The sequence below is a fragment of the Rhodococcus ruber genome, assembly GCF_027270735.1.
Lineage (GTDB): Bacteria > Actinomycetota > Actinomycetes > Mycobacteriales > Mycobacteriaceae > Rhodococcoides > Rhodococcoides rubrum_A.
In genome coordinates, this window is the sequence record NZ_JAPWIJ010000004.1 from 290,627 (window position 1) to 311,806 (window position 21,180).

Below are 21,180 nucleotides of genomic sequence, written 5' to 3' on the forward strand. Positions count from 1 at the left end.
AATCTACCGGCTGGGTCGTGTCCGAATCGAGCAGGTCGATCCATGACAGTTGTCATCGTGCAATCGTGACGCTCGGTCGAGGTGGATGTGCTCGGACCGCAGCAGAGTAACTGTCATGACCACAACGAAGGCAGTCGAACTGCGAGGCGTCACCAAGACATACGGATCGGTCCGTGCGGTGGACGGGATCGACCTGTCGATCGAACCCGGCGAGGTCGTCGCATTCCTCGGGCCCAACGGAGCCGGAAAGACGACGACCATCGACATGATGCTCGGCCTGGCAACACCCACCACCGGGACGGTGTCGGTGTTCGGAGGAACGCCCGCCGACGCCATCGCCCAGGGGCGAATCTCGGCCGTCATGCAGACCGGTGGGTTGCTCCGCGACCTGACCGTTCGCGAAACCGTCGAGCTGACGTCGGCACTGTTCGCCCACACGCGGTCGGTGAAGGAAGTGCTGACCCGGGCCGGCATCGCCGACATCGGCGACCGGCGAGTGGCGAAATGCTCCGGCGGCCAGCAACAGCGACTGCGATTCGCACTCGCACTGCTGCCCGACCCGGACTTGTTGGTGCTGGACGAGCCGACCACCGGCATGGACGTCGAGGGCCGTCGCGACTTCTGGAACGCCATTCGCCAGGACGCGAGCACCGGCCGAACGGTGCTGTTCGCAACGCACTACCTCGACGAGGCCGATGCCTACGCCGACCGGATCGTGCTGGTGCGGCACGGCAAGATCGTCGCCGACGGCAGCGCCGCCGAGGTGAAGAACCTGGCTGCAGGACGCACCGTCACCGCCACGCTGCCCGGCGTCGACCGGTCCATGTTGCTCGCTCTGCCCGGAGTCGACCGCGTCGAAACTCGCGGCGACCGGGTGATCGTGCACGGCCGAGATTCCGATGCGGTGGCTCGATACCTGCTCAACGACGCGCATGCGACCGATCTGGAGATCGTCTCGCGGAACCTCGAGGACGCATTCCTCGCCCTGACCACCGATTCTGAAAACGACCCAGCCGAAAACGACCTCGCCGGGAGCATCCGATGACCACGACCACGCCGTCCGCAACCGCCCGCACATCCGCCAGAGCCGTTGCCTGGGGCGGATTCTCGCCCACCTTCCTCGGACTCGAAATCCGCAGACTGTTCCGAAACAAGCGGACGCTGATCTTCACGTTGGTGATGCCGCCGGTGTTCTTCGTCATTTTCGGTACGCAGTCGGACTTCAAGACCGACTACTCCTTCGCGCACGGCAACGTCACGGGCTACATCGCCATCAGCATGGCCGTCTACGGAGCGATGCTCGCCACGACCAGCGGGGGAGCGATGGTATCGGTCGAGCGGGCGCAGGGGTGGAGCAGGCAGCTGCGGTTGACCCCGCTCAAGCCCGTGGCCTACATCATCACCAAGGTCCTCGTGGCCATGACGATGGGTGCCGCTGCGATCGTCGTGGTGTTCGTCGTCGCCAAATTCTTCGGAGCCGATATGCCGATCTGGGTGTGGCTCGCCTGCGGTGTGATCGCGTGGCTCGGATCAGCGGTGTTCGCCGCATTCGGGTTGTTCATGGGGTACCTGCTGCCCTCGGAGAACGTCATGCAGATCCTCGGACCTGTACTGGCCTTCCTCGCCTTGGCCGGCGGATTGTTCGTCCCGCTCGGCGACAGCGGCTGGTTCCCGATGCTGGCCAAGTTCACCCCGCTCTACGGCCTGGCCACGGTGGCCAGAGCGCCGTTCACGTCCGCCGACGCGGGCACTCTGGTGATCGCCGTGGTGAACCTGGTGGTGTGGGCCGCGGTGTTCGTAGCCGGAGCGGCCCTGCTGTTCCGAAAAGACACCAAGCGTGCCTGACGCGGAAACCACCGATCATGTCGCCCACGGAGATACCGTGGGCGACATGACCACGTTCACCGCCGATCTGCCGGAGGGGCGGGTCTGGCGATACGGCTGGATGTTCGGAGCCATCTGGCTGATCTACCTGATCTATCCGTTGAACGACATTCTCGGTCTGCCGTCGGTGGCGGCTCGGTCCGCCGGAGTCCTGACGATCGTCGGTTTCTGTGTCGTGTTCACGACCACCTTCTGGCGGTTCCGCAACGGTCACCGCCGCGGAAACCCGCTGCCCACGTCCCAGGCGTGGATGGCACTCGGTGCGATGGTCGCCCTGACCGTCGCGATGAGTGCATTGGTCGGAACAACCGGGTTCGGCGCGACCGTCTACATCGCGGTCCTGGCGATGATGACGTTGCCAGTCCGCCAAGCATGGTCGTTGGTTGCGGTGATGGTGGTGATCGTCGAATTCGTACCCCGCGCCGTTTCGTCCTGGGAGCCCGACAACTTCTTTGCGTTTCAGTTGCTGATCAGCTCGGCCGCCGCGTGGGGCATCACTCAGGTATTCCAGCGCAACCACGAATTGGCCGTGGCCAGGCAACAATTGGCTGATCTGGCGATCGTCGCCGAACGTGAGCGGATGAGCCGGGACGTACACGACATTCTCGGTCACTCGTTGACCGTCATCACCGTCAAGAGCGAACTGGCCGGACGGCTGCTCGAGATCGATGCCGCCCGAGCGGCAGTCGAGATCGCGGAAGTGGAAACCCTTGCCCGGCAAGCACTCGCAGATGTTCGTAGCACCGTCGGCGGCATGCGGCAGATCGATATCGGAACCGAATTGGCCAGTGCACGAACAGCACTGGTGGCCGCAGCCATCGATGTCGAGCTGCCTGCGGATGCCGACGTCGTTCCACTGAGACACCGCGAACTGTTCGGTTGGGTCCTACGTGAAGCGGTGACCAACGTGGTTCGACACTCGCACGCGCAACACTGCCGAGTGACGCTGACGTCGTCGAGCATTGCCATAGTCGACGACGGACGCGGACCTGCCGAGGACACCTGCGGGGGAAACGGGCTTCGCGGGTTGGGTGAACGGGTGAGCGCCGCTGGTGGTTCATTGACGGTCGCCCGGGTTCCGACCGGCGGATTCAAGGTGGAGGTCGCGGCGCCATGAGTATCAGACTGTTGCTGGCAGACGATCAAGCTCTGGTGCGTGGAGCCCTCGCGGCACTGCTCGGTCTCGAGCACGATCTCGACGTCGTGGCGGAGGTGGGGCGAGGGGACGAAGTGGTTGCGGCTGTGCTGGAGCATCGACCCGACGTCGTATTGCTCGACGTCGAGATGCCGGGCAAGAACGGAATCGACGTGGCCGCCGAGCTGACCTTGGTGGCACCCGAGTCGAGAGTGCTGATCGTCACCACGTTCGGCCGTCCCGGATACCTACGCCGCGCGATCGATGCAGGTGCGTCGGGTTTCGTGGTCAAGGACACTCCAGCCAAGCAGCTGGCCGATGCAGTTCGGCGGGTGCACATGGGGCTTCGGGTGGTCGATCCGACGCTGGCGACCGAGACCCTGACCGACGGCGTCTCGCCTCTGACGGCCCGTGAGCAGGAAGTCCTTCGGGCAGCAGCGCAGGGTGGAACGGCAGGATCCATCGCGGCCCAGGTGCACCTGTCGGAGGGGACCGTGCGCAACCACCTGTCGTCCGCGATAGGCAAGACCGGTACCACTACTCGGGCGGAAGCGGTGCGAGTGGCCGAGGACCGTGGGTGGCTGTAGCTCCCATGGGGCGCGCCGTGACCGAGCCGATGCACGGGCCTGGCAAACTCGAGGGGTGAATTCAACTCTCGACCGAGACCCGTACGGCGACCCGTACGACGATCGGTATGCCTCGGACCCCGGTCCCGAGCGCCTCGGCTTCTTCGGAACGCTGGGACGTTGGACCGGTCGGCTGGTCGCGGGAGTGGTCCTGATGGCGGTGGTGCTGGTTGCAGGTACTGCGGTCCGGGTGTGGCAGGTCGCTCGTATCGACGATTACTCCAGGGCCGACGCCATCGTCGTGCTGGGTGCGGCGCAGTACAGCGGGACGCCCTCGACGGTGTTCGAGGCCCGACTGTCCCAGGCCGCGTCGCTGTACGAGCGGGGCATCGCCCCCGAGATCGTCACCGTCGGCGGCAAGCAGGAAGGCGACCTCTTCACCGAGGCCGCGTCGGGTCGCAACTATCTGATCGAGCAGGGAGTGCCGGCGGACGCCATCGTGGCCGTCGAGACCGGCTCGGACACTCTCGAAAGCATCGAGGCCGTGAGCGACACACTCCGCAACGAGGGCAAGTCGTCGGTGGTGCTGGTCAGTGACCCGTGGCATTCGTTGCGCACTCGAACCATGGCGCGTGACGCCGGGCTCGATGCATGGACGTCACCGACGCGTACCGGCCCGGCCGTCTACACCAGAGAATCCCAGGCACACGGAATTGCCAGGGAGACAGGCGCACTGCTGTGGTACCAGCTGACTCATTTCACGGCAGACTTCTCCTACACGGCAGGCCAGTGACATGACCGGCACCTACTCGGCGCACGACGTCGAACGATTCGTCACCGAACCCCCGAAGACCGCAGGCCTGAAACCGGGAACGAACAACGCCTCGCATCGAAGTGCCTTCGCACGCGACCGGGCGCGGGTGCTGCACTGCGCTGCACTGCGCCGACTCGCAGACAAGACCCAGGTGACCGGGCCTCGGGACGGAGACACGCCGCGGACTCGGCTGACGCACTCGCTCGAAGTCGCGCAGATCGGACGCAGCATCGCCGAAGGCCTCGGCAGCGACCCCGATCTGGTCGATCTTGCGGGATTGGCCCACGACATCGGCCATCCGCCGTACGGCCACAACGGGGAACGGGCCCTCGACGAAGTGGCCGCGGACTGTGGTGGGTTCGAGGGCAACGCGCAGAACCTACGCATTCTCACCGGCCTCGAGCCGAAGATCCTCGACGCCGACGGGCGCAGCGCGGGATTGAACCTGACCCGAGCATCTCTCGATGCTGCGACCAAGTATCCATGGATCCGGCCGGCACCAGGCGCGAAATTCGGTGCCTACGACGACGACTCCGCGATTCTGGGCTGGGTACGTGACGGTGCACCGGACAAGCACAAGTGCCTCGAAGCGCAGACCATGGATTGGTCCGACGACGTGGCCTACTCGGTGCACGATGTGGAGGACGGGGTCATCGACGCCCGCATCGATCTCCGCGCGCTGTCCGACCCGATCGAGCAACGCGCCCTCGCCGAACTCGGCGTCTCGGAATTTCGCGGACTCGATGTCGACGAGTTGATCGACGCTGCGAGCCGGTTGTCGAGGATGCCCGTCGTGATCGCCGTCGGACGCTACGACGGCACCCTCGAAGCATCCGTCGCACTCAAGCACATGACGAGCGAACTGGTCGGGCGCTTCGCGACAGCCGCCATCGAGGGGACCCACGAGAGATACGGCACCGCGCCGTTGAGCCGGTACGACGCGGACCTCGTGGTGCCGTCGATCGTCGGCTCGGAAGTTGCCTTGCTCAAGACCATGGCGCTGCGGTACGTGATGTCCGACGCCGGCCACAAGATCCGCCAGGAGCGCCAGCGTGATCGAATCCACCGCGTCGCCGAGTGGTTGCTGCGCTCGGCTCCAGGAGAGTTGGACCCCATCCTGGTCCCGGCCTGGCAGCGTGCAGACAGCGACGCCGAACGAACCCGAGTGGTCGTCGATCAGATTGCCTCGTACACCGAAAGTCGACTCGAACTGATCGACAAACGTTCTCTGGGAGCGCAGGCCAGCTGGGGCTGATCGCTCCGTCGATGATTCGCTACTAGACTGCCGTTCGTGGCCGGCCGAATCCCTGAACGCGACATTGCCGCCATTCGCGAACGCACACGGATCGAAGACATAGTCGGCGACTACGTCTCCCTCAAGCGCGCGGGCGGCGACTCCATGAAGGGTCTGTGCCCCTTCCACGACGAGAAGTCCCCCTCCTTCCATGTTCGGCCCAACCACGGTCACTATCACTGCTTCGGTTGCGGCGAGGGAGGTGACGCCTATTCCTTCCTCCAGAAGATTGAGCACATCTCCTTCGTGGAGGCCGTCGAGCAACTCGCCGATCGCCTGAACTACTCGATCTCCTACGAGGGTGGCGGACCGTCGGTTCAACGTGACCGTGGCACCCGTGCACGCCTGATCGCCGCGAACGCCGCAGCGCAGGAGTTCTACGCAGGCAGGCTCAGCGGCCCCGACGCCCAGACCGCACGTGACTATCTCACCGAACGCAACTTCGACGGCCATGCCGCACTGGCCTACGGCTGCGGATACGCACCCGACGGCTGGGACACCCTCACCAAACACCTGCTGGGCAAGGGGTTCGAGGCCAAGGAGATAGTCGACGCGGGCCTGGCGACACCCGGCAAGCGCGGCACACCCATCGACCGTTTCCGGCGTCGACTGGTGTGGCCCATTCGCAGTCAGAGCGGCGACGTCATCGGTTTCGGCGCCCGCAAGCTGTTCGACGACGACACGATGCCGGGTAAGTACATCAACACCCCGGAAACCATGCTGTACAAGAAGTCTCAGGTGTTGTTCGGTCTCGACCTGGCGCGCAAGGAAATCGCGAAATCGCATCAGGCCGTCATCGTCGAGGGCTACACCGACGTCATGGCCATGCATCTGGCCGGGGTCAAGACGGCGGTGGCGTCCTGCGGTACCGCATTCGGCGAGGACCACCTGGCCATGCTGCGCCGTTTGATGATGGACGACAGCTACTTTCGCGGCGAAGTGATCTACACCTTCGACGGAGACGATGCCGGGCAGGCCGCCGCCATGAAGGCATTCGAGGGTGATCAGAAGATTGCCGGACAGACCTTCGTCGCCGTCGCGCCCGACGGAATGGACCCGTGCGACCTGCGTTTGAAGTCCGGCGACAACGCGGTTCGCGATCTGGTCGCCCGGCGTACCCCGATGTTTGCCTTCGTAGTCAAATCACTACTGCGAGAACATGATCTGGACACGCCCGAGGGGCGCGTCGAGGCGTTGAAGCGAACCGTGCCCGTGGTTGCCCGCATCAAAGACGCGTCGCTTCGGGACGAGTACGCACGGCAATTGGCCGGGTGGACCGGGTGGGACGACACCGCCATGGTCCTCGCACGCGTGCGCGACGAAGCGAAGAAGGGGGCTCGGGGCGACACCAGCGGCAAGCGTGTGCCGTTCGAGAAGCGTCAGGCGACGCCGACCGAGGCCCCGGCCGGGCCGCCGCGTCCGAACCCCACCGATCCGTCTCTGTGGCCGCAGCGGGAGGCTCTCAAGGCGGTACTGCAGATGCCTGCCATGGCAGGCACGGTGTTCGATTCACTCCCGCCGGAGAGCTTCCATCACCCGGCGTACTCGGCCGTGCGCGACGCGGTGGCTGCTGCTGGAGGCACCGCCGCAGGACTGGGCGGAGGGGAATGGGTCGATGCCGTGGCCAAGCAGGCCAAGGACGCGGTAGTGGTGTCGTTGGTGACCGAGCTGGCTGTCGACCCGATGCGTGTGGCCGACGACGCACTGACGCGCTACATCTCGGGCGTACTTGCGAGGTTGCAGGAAGTGTGGGTCGGCCAACAGGTGGCCGAACTCAAGTCGAAGCTGCAGCGCATGTCGCCGGTGGAGAAACCCGACGACTACAACGCGCTGTTCGGCGATCTCATCGCCCTCGAGCAGTACCGCCGGAGTCTGCTCGAGCTCGCCGTCGGAAGTGTCGCCGAGGTCGGTTAGCGACGCAGCTGATCGCGCGGAACGTAGACCTGGGTCTCGTCGTCGATCGGCTGCATCGGCTCCAGCCGCGGCTGGGTGTTGAGGGAATCGGAGAGCTTCTGACGGCCGACTTCGATGGCCTTCTTGGTAGCCGGAGACGACGCAACAGCGCTTGCCGTCTTGCGAATCTGCTCGTACCGGCCCCGGCCGGCCTTGGCACCGAGCACATATGCAGCTCCAGCCGCCAGTACCAAACGAATCATCAGTGGGTCCTTCCGTAGAGCGTGCGGCTGTACCTCCATCTTGCCCGACGAAGCTTCGATGAAGCTCGAGCAGGGCGATTTGGTACTCACCAGGGTGTGTGCGCTATTGTTTCCAACGGCTCGCACGAGAGTGTGAAGCCGCGAGGTAATCCCCCATAGCTCAATTGGCAGAGCATTCGACTGTTAATCGAAGGGTTCCTGGTTCGAGTCCAGGTGGGGGAGCGCAATCCCCGTCCGGTTCTCCGGGCGGGGATTTTTGTCGTCATGGTCGGTGGTACCACCGGTCCCGGTCAGTTATCAGATCGTGACGCTGTTGGCTGTATATCGATTGAATGAATCCCTCCGACGGATGCCGGTTTTGTCGGTCGGCCGCGACATACTGAACGAGCGGTCCGGGAGGCTCAACAGTGCTATAAAAAACCGGATCGGTCGGTTTTAAGGGGCTTCATGAGTTTGAGTTACGCAGCAACCGTTCCTCGTCACCTCGTGCATCGGCGTTCGCCGGCCGACGTGCTGTTGACCGATTACGAAACGGTGGACGGAACCCATCGCGCGGCTGTTCAGCTTCCGACTTCCCATCGGATGTTCGCTCCGGTTCGTCGAACCCACGACTCGCTGATGGTGGCCGAGGCTCTGCGCCAAGCGATCAGCCTGTTCTGCCACGTCAATCACGGAGTGCCACTCGACCATGTCGTCTTCATCGAGCACTCTCGCTTCGAGATTCTCGATCCGCTGTCGGTCGACGAGATCGACGATTCGCTCGTCGCCGAGTCGATCACGACAGACGTGACGTTCGACGACGTTTCGATGGACAACATGAAGTTGTCGGCCAAGCTGTTGAACGGCAACCGACTCGTTGCGTTCGGAACGGCGTCGGTACGATCGCTCGGCCCCGAGGTCTACTCGCAATTTCGCACCTCCTCGATGGCCGACCCCCACTTCCGGTATCTGCCGGCCGGCACCGAAGTGGTCGAGGCCCCCGCCGTAGGACGGCTCGATCCATCCGACGTCGTGCTGGCACGGCACACCTCGGACGGGACGATCGTCGTCGCACCCGATCCTCGTAACCTGGCGATGTTCGACCATTCCGTCGAATATCTTCCCGGCGTGACCATGCTCGAAGCCGCCCGTCAGGCATTGCGTCTGGCGACCGGAACGCCGATGCTGGACTTCACTTCGTGCGAGGTGCGCTTCATGGGGTTCGCCGAGTGGGCGAATCCGTGCTCGGTCATCGTCGACACCGACCCAACGGACGGCGTTCACCGCATCCAGTTCGAGCACGACGGTTCCGTGCTGTCGGCCATCTCCGTCACGGCGACATCGGAACCGTGGCTGGTACCTAGTGAACGTTCCAGTCGATAAGCGGCCCGTCGACCACAGACCGGAGCCGGGGGAGCCGTCGGCGCGGTACCACCGAGGGCAGTAGTAAGTGCCACATCTCGGTCATGCGCAGCTGTAGGTCGGCGCGGCCGGTGAGCATCTCCGAGACGGTCTGCACTCCGGTGAACGACGCGACGATCAGCCTGGCGAGCGCCACGACATCCACATCGTCGGTCACGTCGCCTTCGTTCTGAGCGCGGCCGGTCAGTGTGGCGATCATCTCGATCCAATCGTCGAACGATCGAGCGTTCGGATTCTGCGCCGTTGTCGATTCCAATGTCAGCCGCATACCGCCACGCGCGATCGATTCCGTCTGCAGCTGACGCGCCAGTTCCTTGGTGATGAGGATCAACGCATCGAACGCCTTCGGTGTGTGTTCGATGATGGTGACGGTGGCGGCCGTCGCCAGGGCGAGCTGCGCGTCGATCACCGCCTGTGCGAGCTCCTCCTTGGAAGAGAAATGGAAGTACATCGCGCCCTTGCTGACCCCGGCATGGGCGATGATGGTGCTCAAACTTGCTGTGCCGTAACCGAACTTGTCGAAACTGGCAGCGGCTCCCTCGAGTACGGCCTGCCTGGTGGATGCTGCACGCTCTTGCATCGGTCGACAATAGCTGTTACGCGGGTTCACGGCACAGCGTGTGGAGTTACCGGCGATTCACCGGTAGTCGGTGTCGGAACCCATGGGGCGAACCTCGCGCACCCGATCGAGTCGATCCTGAAGGTAGGTCTCGATCCACTCGAACGACGTCGCCCCCAGCGGCAGGCGCAGTGGGGGAGCGTCCGAGGAAATTGCAGCCAGGACGGCATCGGCGCCGCGGCGCGGGTCGCCGGCCTGCTTGCCGTGGGTGGCCTCGAATGCGGTTCGGGCCGGTCCGATCAGCCCGGCGTAATCGTCCAGCGGCGTTCCCCACTGCATCGATCGGCCGCTTGCGTCGGTTCGGAACGGGCCGGGTTCGACGATGGTCACGCCGATACCGAGATGACGCACCTCGTCGGCAAGCGCTTCCGAAAATCCTTCCAGTGCAAATTTGCTCCCGGCATAAGCGGTTCCGCCGGGACCGGGTACCACGCCGATGACCGAGGACATCTGCACGATGTGGCCGCGTCGTCGCGCCCGCATCGAGGGCAGTACCGCCCGAGTGACAGCGAGCGGGCCGAAGAAGTTGACGTCGACGTTGTCGCGGAATTGCCGGTCGTCGATCTCCTCGAATGCGCCGAGCAGACCGTAACCCGCATTGTTGACCAGGACATCGATACGTCCGAACCGTCCGAGAGCGCGGGCGACGGCAGAATCGACCGATTCCTGGTCGGTCACGTCGAGTCGAGCGTGGAGCAACCGGTCGCCTTCCGGTCCCTCGAGGTCGGCAACGTCGCGGGCCGTCGCGACCACCCGGTCGCCTGCGTCGAGCGCGGCACGAACGAATTCGCGGCCGAAACCCGAGCTGGCTCCGGTGATCAACCAGACCCTGCTCGATAACGTCGTGTCCATCTCGGTATGCCTTCCGGGGGTGGTATCGATCGTGAGCCGCGATAACGGTAGTAACGGGAGACGATGGTGAGCAAGCGAATTGATGGCACCCTGTTTGCCATGGTCAATACGAGTGCAGGAATCCTGTTGTATCGCGTCGGTGCCGACGGTCCGGAGGTCCTGATCGCACACCCCGGCGGACCGTTCTGGGCGCGTAAGGACGACGGAGCGTGGTCGATCGTCAAAGGGCTACCGATCGAAGGCGAGGACATGTGGACTGCGGCCCGCAGAGAGTTCCGGGAGGAAGTCGGGATGGACGTGCCCGCCGGAGAACACGTGGAGCTCGGCACCGTCACACAGCGCGGTGGAAAGATCGTCACCGCCTTCGGCGTCGAAGCCGATCTGGACGTCTCGAATGCGGTGAGCAACACATTCGAGATCGAGTGGCCACCAAAATCCGGCGTAATGGCCTCGTTTCCCGAGGTAGACCGCGTCGAATGGTTCGGGCTCGCACAGGCGAGGGAGAAGCTGCTGGCGGCGCAGCACCCGTTTCTCGATGCTGTGGAGGCGGTTGTCTCAGCGCGATAGTTTCGGCATGCGGGCCCGGGGTATCCAGCGGCCGTAAAATGACGAGATTCGCAGATGCAGGGTGGGGAAGTGGATCATGATGCCGACGGATGCGTCCAGCGCACAGACCATGATGGAAACGTCTCCGGTGGAAACGGCTGTGGTGGACGCCTCGCTCCTGGAGACACGGTGGGGCGGACGCGTCGTCGCGTCGGCGTTCGTTGTGTTGACCGCGGGGCTGTCGTGGTTATTCGCGGCCACCGCCATGATCGGCTAGCCTCCATCGGTCGGTTGGCCGATACTGCTCAGCTACTACTACGAAGGGCAGCACAGTGACCGACCGCAGTGTCTCCGCAACTCCACCGGCGATCGAGGTGCCCAGGCGCGCCTGGCAGGCGCTGGTGGTTCTGTTGCTGGGCATGTTCATGGCACTGCTCGACACCACCATCGTGAATGTGGCTCTGCCGACTATCAGCACCACGTTGGACGCGTCGGAATCGGTTCTGTCGTGGATCATCTCGGGGTACGCACTGGCCTTCGGCCTGGCTCTGATTCCTGCGGGCAAGGTAGGCGACCGCGTCGGTCACAAGTGGGTGTTCTTCACCGGCCTCGCGCTGTTCACCGTCGCGAGCTTCGCGTGTGGTCTCGCTCAGGACGACCTGCAGTTGGTGGTTGCCAGGGTGGTACAAGGTCTGGCCGGCGGCATGTTCGTACCCGCGGTCACGGCATTCATACAGCTGCTGTTTCCGGGGCCTGTGCGAGGCAAGGCTTTTGCCATCATGGGTGCCGTCATCGGAGTGTCGACTGCGCTGGGACCCATCGTCGGAGGCCTGATCATTCAGGCGTTCGGCGACGAGAACGGCTGGCGATTGGTCTTCTGGGTCAATCTGCCCATCGGAATCGTCGGTCTGGTCGCTGCGGCTGTGTTGCTACCGGGCAAGGAAGATTCCGCTCCCACGTCCCGCCCCGGAATCGACTGGCTCGGACTGGTTCTCATCTCCGCAGGACTGATAGCCCTGCTCGTTCCGTTGATCGAGGGCCAAGAACTGGGCTGGCCGCTGTGGACCTACCTGACGATCGCTGCGGGTCTGGGGTTGATCGCAGCGTTCGGATGGTGGGAGGTGATCCACACCGGCCGTGGACGCAGTCCGCTGGTGCCACCGCGGCTGTTCACCCGTCCGGCGTTCACCGGAGGTGTGATTCTCGCCCTCGTCTACTTCGCGGCCTTCACCAGCATCTTCTTCACCATCTCGCTGCTGTGGCAGACCGGACTCGGCAATACGGCTCTGTCGTCGGGACTGGTGTCGATACCGTTCGCGATCGGCAGCATCATCGCATCGTCACAGAGCAACAAGTTGACCGTCCGTCTCGGTCGCACCGTTCTGATACTCGGAGCGTCACTCGTATCGATCGGGTTGATCTGGCTGTGGATCATCCTGGCGACCAGCTCGGCCGACACCATCTCGCACTGGACGCTGTTGGTTCCGCTGTTCATCGCGGGTCTCGGCAACGGTGCGTTCATCGCACCCAACGCACAGTTCATAGTGGCGACTGTCGATCGCGACGACGCAGGCGCAGCAAGCGGAGTCATCTCCACGATGCAGCGTGTCGGCTCCGCGATCGGTATTGCCGTGATCGGCAGCGTGCTGTTCGGGAGTTTGGACATCACCGGGCCCGACACCGTCGGATCGGGTTTTCTGCACGGGGCGGCCATGGCAATGGCGGTCAGTGCGGCGTTCAGTGTGGTGGCGCTGGCGCTGGTCTTCGCACTCCCCAAGAAGGTTCAGGGCGCGCGCTGAGCACACTTGCTCAGCTGTTCAAGCCTTTGCTGTGCCGATCGACGACAGACGCTGCGAGGTCGGCAATCTTGACGTTCAAGTCCTGGGAAGACTTACGCAGTAGGGCGAACGCCTCGTCGCCCGACACGTCGTGCAGAGCCATGATCAAACCGATGGCTTTGCCGATCTCCCTGTTGCTTTCGAGCCCGTCACGGAGCGTCGACGCTTCCTGTCCGTTCATGACCGCGGCAACGGTGACCGCTGTGAACGCAGTCAGAATGATCGCCTTGCTCGCGCTGTCGGTGTCGAAGACACCCGGCTGGTCGGTGAACAGGTTGAGCGCGCCCACCTTCTGATCGTCCACCTTGAGCCGAAATCCCATGGCACCTCGCACCGGCGTGCGGTTCAACACACCGCGAGCCATCGCAGGCCACTGGGTGGGGGTGCGAAAGTCGGCTTCGAGCTGGGCTGCCTCGCTGGTGATCGCGTCCAGACAGGGGCCTTCGCCGGTAGCGCGCTCGATGTCGTCGACAACGCGGGCGATGTCGTCCGAGGCTGCGACGGTGACGGGCTTTCCGTGGCGCATCAACATCAGGCTGGCGTGATCGCAATGCGGAACGATCAGTACGGCAGCGTTGCAGATCGCAGTGTAGATCTCCTCGGCGCTGCTGCCTCGGTACACGATGTCGGCCAGAGCGGCGAACACCGTGGCCGGATCGGTCGACGGGCTGTCGTGCTGCGAGACGTCGTTCACTTACAACTCCCGTCCTGTGTGATCGTTCGAGCAACCGATATTCGATGTGAAGCAACCGTACCGCCACGGCATGGGGTGTTCGAACGGGCGGGTACCGGCAGTAGCCTCAGGTCGTGAGCGATGCGCAGGAGTCCACGGGGTTCGAGTACGGCCACGACGGACCGAAATCGATCGTGGTGGGAATAGATGGGTCGGATTCGTCCTGGCGTGCCGCTGCCTACGCCGCAGGACTCGCCCGCAGACAACGATCGCTGCTCGTGCTGGTGTACGTGCAACCCATTGCGACGGCCTCGTGGGGCCAGGCCGGTATATCGCTGGTCGAAACCGGTCAGCAGATCGCCGACGAGTTGCTCGAGTACATCAGAACGTCGGCGGCCCGATTCGGGGATCGGGAGCACGTGCGGTGGGAGTTCCGCACCGCACAGGGTGATCCGTACAACGGGCTGATCGCCGTTGCGGAACAACTGCGTACCGACGCCGTTGTCGTAGGGGCGTCCGAGAACGCAGGACATCGAATTGCCGGCTCGGTTGCGGTGCGGTTGGTCAAAGCAGGCCGCTGGCCGGTGACCGTGGTGCCCTGAACGAGGCGAAATCGAGCCGATCCCCGGTCCGCACTGTAAAAATAGGCAGTCACCTCGTCGGATGCGAGGCGCACGTGGTGCAGATCTCGGATCCGAGGAGTTCCATGACCGGGCTTTCGCGTAGACAATTCGTGGCTCGCGTGGGGACTCTCGCGGCGGTGTGGGGAATAGCACCCCAGGTGCTCGGTCAGGCTTTGGTCGCCCGCGCCCAACCTGCGGACGCGGCCGCGACCGGAACTCTGGCGCAGACGATTCTGCGCTCCTCGACCGGGCCTGGGCAGTACCGCGTCCTCGGTGCCGGTCCCGGCGAGCCGTACGTGCCGCGATTGGACGTTCTCGGACGAGCGCCGAGTCCGGCTCGCATGCAGTCGCGGCGGTCGTTGCTCTACCTCGGGCACCTGTCGGACCTGCACGTCATCGATGCGCAATCGCCCGGCCGGATCGAGCCCATGATCGTCTCCGATCATGCTGCGTGGGGTTCGGCCTTCCACCCGCAGGATCCGCTCACCGTGCACGTCACCGCCGCGATGGTGAAGGCTTTCGCCGACGCTCGGATCAGCCCGGTCACCGGCGCACCGATGGGAGCTGCGGTGGTCACCGGAGACAGCGCCGACATGCATTCCCATCTCGAACTGCGCTGGTACATCGATGTTCTCGACGGGGTCCCGGTGAGGCCGACGAGCGGCGCGGCGGACGTATTCGAGGGTGTTCAGGCGTGGCCGGAGGCGCAGTGGGCCTACCGGCCGGGGGATCCGTCGGGAGGGTCGTTCGGTGATTACGGATTCCCGACGCTTCCCGAGCTTCTCACCCAGGCAATGACGGGAACCGTCGAGTCGGTGGGGCTACCCGTGCCGTGGTACTCGGTCTACGGAAATCACGACACTCTCTTGCTCGGCACGTTCGATCTGTCCTCGCAACTGCACGCCCTCGCCGTCGGTGGTCGCAAGGCGTACACCCTGGAGGCGACGGCCACCTCGGCACTCGCCGGCTATGCGTCGACTGCCAGTCCGTTGCAGCGAATGATCGATGCGCTCGGCGTCGGATCCGGTGCGCGACCGGGCTTTCGCGCGGTGTCGGCCGATCCGGCGCGCTACCTGTTCGAGCAACGCGAGTTCATGGAGGAGCACTTCGAGACCACTCCAACGCCGGGTCCGATCGGCCACGGCTTCACCCAACACAACCTCGACTCGGGCGAGACCTGGTGGACGGCTGACCCCACCCCGAACATCCGCACGTTCGGACTCGACACCTGCAACGCGGTCGCCGGGCCCGACGGCGCGGTCCCGGAACAGCAATTCGACTGGTTGGCAGAGCAATTGGAACGGGCGCAGGCCGAGAACAAGCTCGTGCTGATCTACACCCACCACAACAGCCTGACTCTGGAGAACCGGGCGCAGCGGCCAGGGCAATCGGTGAAGCTCTACGGCGCAGACGAATTCGTCGATCTGCTGTTGAAATACCCGGTGGTGATCGGCTGGCTCAACGGCCACACTCACCAGAACCAGATCCTGGCGCATTCGAGTGAAGGTCGCGGATTATGGGAGATCACCACCGCGTCGTGCATCGACTTCCCTCAACAGCAGCAGGTGGTCGAGATCGTCGACAACCGGGACGGGACTCTCTCGTTGTTCACTACTGTGCTCGATCATGCGTCGCCGATCACGCCCGGAAGCAGTGGCAGCTACCTGGATCTCGCGTCGCGCAGCCGTGAACTGGCGGCCAACGACTGGGCCGAGAATCCGCTGATGCGACGAGGTTCGCGACTGGATCGCAACACCGAACTGCTTCTGCCGGCCCCGTTCGATCTGAGCACCATCACCGATGCGGCGCTCGAGCAACAGCACCTCGACGAGCACGCGAGACTGATCGCCTACGAGACGAGGCAGGGCCGATGAACAGTGTTCGCAGGAAGATCTTGCTCATGTCTGCGGTGGTGGCGTGCGCTGGGTGCTCACAGACCGCAGCGCTTGCGCCGGTAGGCGGGGCCGAGCTCGGCAATCTGCGCTACGCAGTCAACGACGTCCTGCTCGAGCAGGGTATCGAGATACTGGTCGCGCCTGTGTGTTCCGGTACCGGTGCCGATATCGAATGTGCCGGGGAGACAACCGGTAACGAGGCGATTACCGGTTCGGCTACCTCGGACGACGCGAGCACCGTCGAAATCAAGGTCGGTACGAAGGTTCTCTACTCGGGCTCCGTGCAGGACGTGCTCGATCGCAATTCGACGGTCGGTGCGCCGTGAGGGGGAGTGCGGTTCTGGCTGCCGTGGTGGTCGTGTCGGCACTGATTCAGGCGCTGACGGTGCTGGGTGATCCGGTCCCGACATCGTCTCTCGGTTTCGCGGCATTGGTTCTGGCTTCTGTTGCCGCGGTGGTACTTGCACTGTGGATCACCGCGTCGACGGCACTCGATGTGGTGGACGGCAATGCATCCGGTGCGCTGAGTCGGGCCTGGCGACGGCCGCGCGTCCTGGTGTGGTGCGTGGTGCTGACCGGGGTTGCCGTTGCACTCGCGATTGTTTTCCCGCTACTCCCGGCTATCGTGATTCTGGTTGCGTTGCTGATACTTCCGGCTGCGGTCGACGGTCATCGAAATCCGTTCGTCGCTGCGTGGCATGCAGTCCAACGGTCCCCGGGGCGTTGCGCAGTCGCGGCTGTCGTCACGGTTCTGGCCTATGTGGTCGCCTGGGTCGTGGCACTGGTCCTGGGCTTCTTCGTCACCGGTGTGGTGGCGGCGTTCGTGACGTGGTTGTTGTTCGGAGCCACTGCCGCTGCGCTGCTGGTGTACTGGTCGAGGCTGTACCGAAGGGCAGCACTGCTCTGACCGCCGGCACTCGGACGCTTCAGCCGCGAGCTCGTCGACCGGCCGCGGCCTCGGCGACGACCTGAGTGATTCGACCAGCGCGAGTGTCGTCTCGCACGGCGCTGACAATCCACCACAGCATCTGCTTGCGGGCACTGGGCGGAAAACCGTCCCAGGTGCTCCGAGCGGTCGGGTCTCTGTTCAGCGCCGTTGTCAGCTCGAGTGGTTCCTGGAGGTCTTCGACCTGATCGGCAATAGTCCACCAGCCGTTGGATTTTGCGGCAGCGATGGCCCGGCGACCTGCTTCGGTCATGAGGCCGCTGTCCTCCATATCGGCTGCGCGTTTACGGTTGAGGCGGGTCCACGGGCTCTTGGGCCTGCGCGGCGTGAACAGCTGCAGGCTGCGCTCCTCGTCGAAATTGCTGCCGGTGGAATCGATCCAACCGAAGCAGATGGCTTCCTCGACGGCGTCGGGGTACGGGCAGCGCGGTCGGTCGGTGGTGTTGCGCCACGAACACAGCCACACACCGCGGATCGAAGCGTGATTGCGATCCAGCCAGGTACGCCACTGCGCGCGAGTCTCGACGTGAACGATCGGGTAGTCGAACTTCCACGTCGCCGGGTGGTCGGATGCAGACGACGACGATCTATCAGCAGTCACTTGCGCGCTCCATCTACTCGTCGTGGTGTTGCACACTGCGATTTCGCATGTGTTCAGTGTGCCCACAATCGAGGACGTCGGACGTCCGCAATGGCGCCGAGATATCGATGGTTCGGCACGAACATCAGGGTTCGGCTGTCGACACCGTGGTGGGGCGGGCGGGGCTCGAACCCGCGACCAATGGATTATGAGTCCACGGCTCTAACCGACTGAGCTACCGCCCCATGCCCGTACTAGGTACGAGCCTGCAGAATCGTACAGAATCGCGTCGCCTCGACGGTGCATCGGGGGAGCTATTTGGCTCGGACCTGCACCGGGACACCGTTGAGGATCGCATTGGCCGAGACGGCGTCGACTCGGCCCGGGTCGGTGATGTCGTTGACACTCGGTCCTTGCACCGTCGTGGCGACCGACAATTGGACACCGGGGCGCTGGTGGCCGAAGCCGTGCGGCATGCTCACCACGCCCGGCATCATCTTCTCCGATGCAGCCACCTCGATATCGACGGTTCCGGCAGCGGAGGTGACCGACACCATCGACCCATCCTCGATACCGCGGTGCGCAAGATCGTCCGGATGCGCCAGAAGCTGATGTCGCGCTTTGCCTTTGGTGAGCCGGGCGGTGTTGTGCATCCACGAGTTGTTGCTGCGCAGGTGGCGCCGTCCGATCATCAACAATTCGTCACCACTCGGCACTGCGCTGGAATGCATCAGATCCACCAACGCGGGAAGTTCGGTGACCACCACGTCCTGAATCAACTGGACACGCTTGTCCCGCGTTTTCAACTTCTGCGGAAAGCCGGGACGTAGAGGACCGAGATCGATGCCGTGCGGATTGGCCCGAAGCTTGCGCAGCGACAACCCTTTTCGTCGGCTACGGAGCAGGATGTCCAGAGTGCGAGCAGGGGACAGGCGAAGGCGGGCCTCGCCGATGATGCTCTTCGGGCTCACTCGTGCTTTCAGCCGATCGACGGTCGAACCCGCCATGCGGTTCTTGTAGCGGAGCGAGAGGTCCCGGAAGATCTCCCAATCATGCTTGGCGTCAGCCTGCTTGGGCAGAACCGCGGGCATGTATTTCGCGGTGTTGTGTACCGCGAAGGAATTGAAGATCAGGTCGTAGTGGTCGCGTTCGAGCGACATCGTCGGCGGCAGAATCACGTGTGCGTGACGCGAGGTCTCGTTGATGTAGAAGTCGAACGACACCATGAAATCCAGGGCCGCGAACGCGTCGTTCAGGGTGGTGCCGCCGGGCATCGACAACACCGGATTTCCGGACAGCACCGCCATCGCGCGGATCTGGTCTTTTCCCTCGGTGGTGATCTCGTCGACAAGCGTCGAACAGGGGTATTCGCCTGCGAACTCGGGAAGATCCCGAACGCGGCTGCGCCACTTGTCGAAGTGGCCGCGGCCGACGATGCCCTGCGAGATCAGGTCGATCGCGGGATCGGTCACCATCGCGCCACCCGGGCGGTCGAGATTGCCCGTGATGATGTTGAGCACCTGAATGGCCCACTGACACACGGTGCCGAACTGTTGGGTCGACACCCCCATGCGGCCGTAGGCCACGGCAGATTTCGCTGAGGCGAAATCACGAGCGAGAGTCGAGATCTCGTCCGCCGAGATTCCGACCACGGGGGCGACGGCCTCCGGGGTGAACTCAGCGACGAGATCAGCGAGTCGATCGGCCCCGTCGACGTAATCGGCCACGTTCACCGCGCCGTCCGCGACGATGGTGTGAATCATCGCGAGCAGCAGCAGTGCATCGCTGCCGGGCCGAACGAAGAAGTGTGTATCGGCGATGTCGGCGGTCTCGGTCTTGCGCGGATCGACCACGACCAGGCGGCCTCCGCGTTTGCGCAGTGCCCGCGCCCTCTTGGCGAAATCGGGCACCGTCATCATGCTGCCGTTGGACGCCATCGGATTACCGCCGAGGACGAGAAAGAAATCGGTTCGATCGATGTCGGGGATCGGCAGCAGCAGCTGATGGCCGTACAGCAGATGGTCGACGAGCTGATGTGGGAGCTGATCGAGCGAGGTGGCGGAATAGCGATTGCGCGTCCGCAGCAGCGAGGTGAACGGAATTCCGTGCGTCATCGCGCCCATCGAATGGACGTTGGGGTTTCCCTGATAGACGCCGACCGCGTTGCGCCCGTACTTCTTGCGCGTCGAGACAAGACCCTCGATTACGAGGTCGTATGCCTCACTCCACCCGATCTTCTCCCACTTGTCGCCCACCCGCTTGACCGGTGTGGTGAGTCGATCGGTATCGGCATGAAGATCGATCAACGACAGTGCCTTGGGGCAGATGTGGCCGCGTGAGAGTGGATCCTTCTCGTCACCCCGGATCGACACCACTGCGTCGTTCTCCACGGTGAACTCGAGCCCGCAGATCGCCTCGCACAAATTGCACGATCCATACACAACCGACATCGCATCTCCCATTCCTGTGGACCGAGAGTAGCCCGGCGGGGGACCGGGGCACCGTCATCGGCCGACAATTAGGCTCTGGGGTGTGCCTACTCTCGATCTCACAGCCTCGTGGCCCGTCGATCATGTCAGTGCCGTGGTCGTCACCGAATCCGGTGTTCGGGAGGAAGTAGGCGACACCGATCGCGTCTACGAACTCGCCTCGGTGACCAAGCTGCTGAGTGCATACGCGGTCCTCGTTGCCGTCGAGGAAGGCGCAGTGGAACTCGATCAGCCCGCAGGGCCGCAAGGTTCGACGGTGCGTCACCTGCTGGCACACGCCTCGGGGTTGGCGTTCGGCGACCGCACAGTCCAGGCACCGGCCGGCACCAAGCGGATCTATTCGAGCGCCGGGTTCGAGGTGCTGGCCGAACTGATCGAAACCGAGGCAGGCATTACTTTCCCCGACTACCTGGACGAGGCCGTGTGCAGGCCGCTGCAGATGACGAACACGTCGCTGCCGGGATCGGCCGGTCACGGCGGCCGCTCCACACTCGCCGATCTGACGAGGTTCACGACCGAGTTGCTCGCGCCGACGCTCCTGGCGTCGCAGACACTGGCCTCGGCGACCGAGGTGCAGTTTCCCGGTCTGAACGGAATTGTGCCCGGCTACGGATCACACAAGCCCTGCGACTGGGGGCTCGGGTTCGAGCTGCGCGGCGACAAGTCTCCGCACTGGACCGGGAGCAACAACGCGTCGTCCACGTTCGGTCACTTCGGGCAAGCCGGAACGTTTCTGTGGGTGGATCCGGCGGTACGGACTGCATGCGTGGTGTTGACCGATCGGGCGTTCGGAGACTGGGCCAAGCCGCTGTGGCCGGAACTGTCCGACGCGGTGCTGGCAGGGTGAAACTCGTCTGTTCACAGATTGC

At 64.0% G+C, this 21,180-nt stretch carries 22 protein-coding genes and 2 tRNA genes; 17 read left to right on the forward strand and 7 right to left on the reverse strand.

Features of this window, described 5'->3' with window-relative positions; translation table 11 throughout:
- The first annotated feature begins 115 nt into the window (after positions 1-115).
- The 7 genes from O4220_RS11320 to dnaG are packed head-to-tail and all read left to right on the forward strand — an operon-like array spanning position 116 to position 7,607.
- Entirely contained in the window at positions 116-1,045 is a 930-nt protein-coding gene (locus O4220_RS11320) for an ABC transporter ATP-binding protein (RefSeq protein ID WP_269604157.1), read from the forward strand.
- On the forward strand, positions 1,042-1,845 hold the full coding sequence (locus tag O4220_RS11325; RefSeq protein ID WP_269604159.1) for an ABC transporter permease: 804 nt from the start codon (positions 1,042-1,044) through the stop codon (positions 1,843-1,845). Before O4220_RS11320 ends, O4220_RS11325 begins: the two co-directional genes overlap by 4 nt.
- A gap of 46 nt (positions 1,846-1,891) precedes the next feature.
- Positions 1,892-3,001 (forward strand): sensor histidine kinase, encoded by a 1,110-nt coding sequence (locus O4220_RS11330; protein WP_269604162.1) that lies wholly within the window; start codon positions 1,892-1,894, stop codon positions 2,999-3,001.
- Positions 2,998-3,606: a response regulator transcription factor gene (locus O4220_RS11335; protein WP_269604164.1), complete on the forward strand. Its 609-nt coding sequence runs from the start codon at positions 2,998-3,000 to the stop codon at positions 3,604-3,606. The genes O4220_RS11330 and O4220_RS11335 overlap by 4 nt, the downstream gene beginning before the upstream one ends.
- Before the next feature lie 55 nt (positions 3,607-3,661).
- Entirely contained in the window at positions 3,662-4,378 is a 717-nt protein-coding gene (locus O4220_RS11340) for a YdcF family protein (protein WP_269604166.1), read from the forward strand.
- 1 nt (position 4,379) lies between these two features.
- Positions 4,380-5,654 (forward strand): deoxyguanosinetriphosphate triphosphohydrolase, encoded by a 1,275-nt coding sequence (locus O4220_RS11345; protein ID WP_269604168.1) that lies wholly within the window; start codon positions 4,380-4,382, stop codon positions 5,652-5,654.
- A 36-nt stretch (positions 5,655-5,690) separates the two neighbouring features.
- Positions 5,691-7,607, forward strand: coding sequence for a DNA primase (gene dnaG / locus O4220_RS11350; protein ID WP_269604170.1), 1,917 nt, complete (start codon positions 5,691-5,693; stop codon positions 7,605-7,607).
- Here the strand turns inward: dnaG and O4220_RS11355 are convergent.
- Positions 7,604-7,849 (reverse strand): hypothetical protein, encoded by a 246-nt coding sequence (locus tag O4220_RS11355; protein WP_032379567.1) that lies wholly within the window; start codon positions 7,847-7,849, stop codon positions 7,604-7,606. The two genes, dnaG and O4220_RS11355, sit on opposite strands and share 4 nt — an antisense overlap.
- A gap of 149 nt (positions 7,850-7,998) precedes the next feature.
- Here O4220_RS11355 and O4220_RS11360 point away from each other — a divergent pair.
- Together O4220_RS11360 and O4220_RS11365 are read left to right on the forward strand one after the other, a co-directional pair.
- Positions 7,999-8,071: transfer RNA gene (locus O4220_RS11360), tRNA-Asn, on the forward strand.
- A 225-nt stretch (positions 8,072-8,296) separates the two neighbouring features.
- The gene (locus O4220_RS11365; protein WP_269604173.1) at positions 8,297-9,211 is read left to right on the forward strand and encodes an AfsA-related hotdog domain-containing protein; all 915 of its coding nucleotides are present in this window, start codon (positions 8,297-8,299) and stop codon (positions 9,209-9,211) included.
- On the opposite strand, the gene O4220_RS11370 is transcribed toward O4220_RS11365, so the two are convergent.
- The gene (locus tag O4220_RS11370) at positions 9,189-9,830 is read right to left on the reverse strand and encodes a ScbR family autoregulator-binding transcription factor (protein ID WP_269604175.1); all 642 of its coding nucleotides are present in this window, start codon (positions 9,828-9,830) and stop codon (positions 9,189-9,191) included. The genes O4220_RS11365 and O4220_RS11370 overlap by 23 nt on opposite strands.
- A 57-nt stretch (positions 9,831-9,887) precedes the next feature.
- Positions 9,888-10,721: an oxidoreductase gene (locus tag O4220_RS11375; RefSeq protein WP_269604178.1), complete on the reverse strand. Its 834-nt coding sequence runs from the start codon at positions 10,719-10,721 to the stop codon at positions 9,888-9,890.
- A gap of 99 nt (positions 10,722-10,820) precedes the next feature.
- On the opposite strand from O4220_RS11375, the gene O4220_RS11380 reads away from it, so the two are divergent.
- The 3 genes from O4220_RS11380 (at position 10,821) to O4220_RS11390 (ending at position 13,066) form a co-directional block, all read left to right on the forward strand.
- A complete protein-coding gene (locus O4220_RS11380) occupies positions 10,821-11,288 on the forward strand; it encodes an NUDIX domain-containing protein (protein WP_269604180.1) in 468 nt (155 codons plus the stop codon).
- Between the two features lie 76 nt (positions 11,289-11,364).
- Entirely contained in the window at positions 11,365-11,544 is a 180-nt protein-coding gene (locus O4220_RS11385; protein ID WP_269604182.1) for a hypothetical protein, read from the forward strand.
- A gap of 55 nt (positions 11,545-11,599) precedes the next feature.
- The gene (locus O4220_RS11390; RefSeq protein WP_269604184.1) at positions 11,600-13,066 is read left to right on the forward strand and encodes an MFS transporter; all 1,467 of its coding nucleotides are present in this window, start codon (positions 11,600-11,602) and stop codon (positions 13,064-13,066) included.
- 10 nt (positions 13,067-13,076) lie between these two features.
- Here the strand turns inward: O4220_RS11390 and O4220_RS11395 are convergent, their stop codons facing one another.
- On the reverse strand, positions 13,077-13,799 hold the full coding sequence (locus O4220_RS11395) for a GAF and ANTAR domain-containing protein (RefSeq protein ID WP_269604186.1): 723 nt from the start codon (positions 13,797-13,799) through the stop codon (positions 13,077-13,079).
- Between the two features lie 113 nt (positions 13,800-13,912).
- Here O4220_RS11395 and O4220_RS11400 point away from each other — a divergent pair, with 113 nt between their 5' ends.
- The 4 genes from O4220_RS11400 (at position 13,913) to O4220_RS11415 (ending at position 17,203) form a co-directional block, all read left to right on the forward strand.
- On the forward strand, positions 13,913-14,380 hold the full coding sequence (locus O4220_RS11400) for a universal stress protein (protein ID WP_269604188.1): 468 nt from the start codon (positions 13,913-13,915) through the stop codon (positions 14,378-14,380).
- Between the two features lie 104 nt (positions 14,381-14,484).
- Complete coding sequence (locus O4220_RS11405) at positions 14,485-16,275, forward strand: TIGR03767 family metallophosphoesterase (protein ID WP_269604190.1); 1,791 nt, start codon at positions 14,485-14,487, stop codon at positions 16,273-16,275.
- Positions 16,272-16,622 (forward strand): hypothetical protein, encoded by a 351-nt coding sequence (locus tag O4220_RS11410; RefSeq protein ID WP_269604192.1) that lies wholly within the window; start codon positions 16,272-16,274, stop codon positions 16,620-16,622. The genes O4220_RS11405 and O4220_RS11410 overlap by 4 nt, the downstream gene beginning before the upstream one ends.
- Complete coding sequence (locus O4220_RS11415) at positions 16,619-17,203, forward strand: hypothetical protein (RefSeq protein WP_269604194.1); 585 nt, start codon at positions 16,619-16,621, stop codon at positions 17,201-17,203. Before O4220_RS11410 ends, O4220_RS11415 begins: the two co-directional genes overlap by 4 nt.
- Positions 17,204-17,222: 19 nt before the next feature.
- Here O4220_RS11415 and O4220_RS11420 read toward each other — a convergent pair whose 3' ends face one another.
- The 3 genes from O4220_RS11420 to O4220_RS11430 all read right to left on the reverse strand — a co-directional run bounded on the left by O4220_RS11420 (position 17,223) and on the right by O4220_RS11430 (position 20,272).
- Positions 17,223-17,843 (reverse strand): YdeI/OmpD-associated family protein, encoded by a 621-nt coding sequence (locus tag O4220_RS11420; RefSeq protein ID WP_269604196.1) that lies wholly within the window; start codon positions 17,841-17,843, stop codon positions 17,223-17,225.
- Between the two features lie 147 nt (positions 17,844-17,990).
- Positions 17,991-18,067 (reverse strand) — tRNA-Ile (locus O4220_RS11425).
- A gap of 69 nt (positions 18,068-18,136) precedes the next feature.
- Positions 18,137-20,272 (reverse strand): molybdopterin-dependent oxidoreductase, encoded by a 2,136-nt coding sequence (locus tag O4220_RS11430; protein ID WP_269604198.1) that lies wholly within the window; start codon positions 20,270-20,272, stop codon positions 18,137-18,139.
- Positions 20,273-20,354: 82 nt separating this feature from the next.
- Between O4220_RS11430 and O4220_RS11435 the strand changes: the two genes are divergently transcribed.
- Positions 20,355-21,158: a serine hydrolase domain-containing protein gene (locus O4220_RS11435; RefSeq protein ID WP_269604201.1), complete on the forward strand. Its 804-nt coding sequence runs from the start codon at positions 20,355-20,357 to the stop codon at positions 21,156-21,158.
- Positions 21,159-21,180: the final 22 nt, after the last annotated feature.